This window comes from Paenibacillus sp. sgz302190 (genome assembly GCF_059820445.1).
In genome coordinates, this window is the sequence record NZ_JBZYAO010000086.1 from 1 (window position 1) to 2,855 (window position 2,855).

The following is a 2,855-nucleotide window of genomic DNA, read 5'->3' on the forward strand; positions in this document are numbered from 1 at the left end:
AGTCTGCCAACCCCAGAACGGTTTCCTCTACAACCGTGCCGATTCCTGCCAGGATGCCAGCGCTCATCGGATCAAATTCTTTGTACGCTTCCCATGCTTTCTTAATGGGTCCGAAAAGCGCACCGGATGTCGCACCGCTCATCAACTCCCGAAACGCATCGGCGGGGGAATAATCGCTAAAGTCGCTCACTTCCCCTCGCTGGACATCCGAGGCTGCTTTCGTTCCTACTGCGACGGCTCCCGCTGCCATCACGCCGGCCGCCACGGCTCCGATCACCACCGCCCCGGCTCCTAACGTCGCTACGGTGACTGCCGCAACTACCGCTACCACGGCCACAACCGCCAGTGCGCCCAACACGTTGCCCGCCAGCTTCCCCCAGCTAAACTTCTTTTTCTCCGGCAGCGGGAGCGGCGAAGGCGGCGTTCCTTGCTTTGGCTCGTCGTCAAATGGCGCATACGAGGTACGGTCTCTTCCTTCCGCCCTTACATTCGCTCCCAGGAAGTGGTACTCGCTCTCGATCGAGAAGCCGCTTTGCGCGCTCAGCTTCTTCGCCATAAGCTGACTCTGCGCGTAGATGACCACACGCTTGGGCGTGTAGAGCGAGATGTCCGCTTTCGCGTTCAGCGTCAGCTTCTTGTGGCTCGTCATCGTCACGCCCACCGCATCGTCGAAGCTCAGCTTCAGCAGCTCTTTGCTCCCGCCCGTCAGATTGATCGCTGTCGGCGTCAGCTCCAGCTCGCTTCCGTGCTCCGTCCCGAAGTAGCGCTTGCTCGGGTCGCCGGTTTTGGCGCAGCTACCGCCATTGGTGCGCACCGCCCCTACGACGATCGCCTGCCGTCCCTCGGCATCGGGTATGTACAGACTCGCGCGAGTCCCCGCCTTCGGCATGCTGTACATGGCGCTGCCGGTCGCCGGCGCGAACGGGAACCAATGCGCCTTGTCCTTAGGCTGCTCGCGGTCCACGCTCAGATGCAGCTTCACCTGCTCGCCCTTGACCTCCAGCACTTCCCCTTCCAGCGAGATGCCCGTCAACTTCTCGTTGTAGATAGGGCTCCTGCGAATCCCCTCTGCCCGTGACAAACGGTACGTGTACACGAATTGTCCGCGATTCATACGACCGGTAACTTCGCTGACCACCATCCGTTTGCTGCGGAATTCAAGCTCATCCCCCAGGGACAAGCGCTCCATGCTGTCTACCTCATAATAAAAGAAATCCGTATCATGCAGCCCTGCCTCATAACCGCCGGCCCGCTGAAAAGCCAGCAAGTCCTTACCCGCCTTATACGGCGTATCCTCCGGCAGGCTGACGCTTTTCCCTTGCGGCATGCCAAAAAACAGCTTCGGCCTTGCTTCCAAGATATCACAGACGACGACGCTTTGGAAATGGCTTGCCAGACGCTTCAGCAGTTCCCAGTCCGTCTCCTCGTACTGGATCACCGGCGCCCCGATCGCTGTGCCTTGGCCCACGCTGTACAGCACATCCTGCTGCGGATAGGCTTGCAAAAGCTCCTGGATGAGCGCCGGATAGTCCATCGACACATCCTGAAACGTTCGCCGCCGCTTGGCGACATCCAGCCTATGCGAACCGGACAGCCCTTCCAGTTCGATGCCGTATATGCCGTTGGCATGCGTCATGTTCACTGCGCTTACAAAGCCCTTGAACAACGTCGTTTCCCGCTGACCGTCATATTCGTAGACATGGATCTCATCGCTTGCCGATGCTTGCTGCGCTGCGCTTACGTTGACAGCCTCATCTACGATTCCGCGCACGGTCAGCCGTCCATGCTCCCCCGGCTTCCATTCGATTTGCACATCCTCCAGCCGGTGAATCGGGTACGCCGTTTTTACCCTGATTTGTTCAAAACCTGCCACTTCCACCACCTCCGATTCTCTTACCCGTCATGCTGACCGTTGCTGAAAAACCGAATGGTCCCTTGATGACCGCAGATCAGCAGCGATTCCGTCGTCAACGCCGGCTTGCCCTCCACGAGCGCCGTTTCCTTCGTCTTCGTCCATTTTTCCATCAAGACCGGGCAGCACGGTTTGCCGCTAATCGTCTCCGGCTTGTCCTCGGCGATCAAATAAATCGTTTCTCCGCTCGGATTTGATGGGCTGTTGCATATCCCGAAATACGGGACGTTCGCCGGGAACTGGTAATCCGATTCATTCATCATCGGTTTTTCGTTCACGTACGACCCATGACTTTTCGGCAAATTAATCCGCCGCTTGTGGCTCCCGCAATTGCACCCCATTTTGGCGCCTCTGACTACGTAGTACTCGCCCTCCGGCATCTGATCTTCCTCCTCAGACTTGTCATTCAGCTCAGCCCCACCGCTGTCCATTACTCCACCGCCAACCGTTCAAGCCGGACGCCCTCGAAATCCCGCCGAAAAATACTTTCCGCCACATCCAGCCGAACGACGATCAGCGGCTTGCCGCTTTCTTGAATCCGCACGATCTTTTTGCCCTCCATCCGCTCCGCTTGCAGCACGGGCTTTTTGANGAAAAATACTTTCCGCCACATCCAGCCGAACGACGATCAGCGGCTTGCCGCTTTCTTGAATCCGCACGATCTTTTTGCCCTCCATCCGCTCCGCTTGCAGCACGGGCTTTTTGATCACGCTGCCGTCGCCGACACGCACGCTGAAGGGACTTAACGCCTCCACTTCCTCAAAAATAGGCAAATAATAGTTCCGCTGACGGCGATGCCTCAAGTCCACCAGCGGGGTCAGCTTGAACAAGGTGTCGGGTGCATACGCCTCCAGCAGACGCTTCATTCGCTCGGATACGAGATACAACTGCCGGTCCAGCACATCCGAAAACTCGCTTTCCCTCTCCGCTTGTACCTGAAAAA

General features: G+C 57.8%; 1 protein-coding gene and 1 pseudogene. Both read right to left on the minus strand.

Going from position 1 to position 2,855, the window contains the following annotated elements:
* Window positions 1-1,873, minus strand: a pseudogene (locus tag AC6RNO_RS36485) (HNH endonuclease); the annotation flags it as partial.
* 20 nt (window positions 1,874-1,893) lie between these two features.
* Window positions 1,894-2,343: a PAAR-like protein gene (locus AC6RNO_RS36490; protein WP_497108426.1), complete on the minus strand. Its 450-nt coding sequence runs from the start codon at window positions 2,341-2,343 to the stop codon at window positions 1,894-1,896.
* Window positions 2,344-2,855 lie beyond the last annotated feature (512 nt).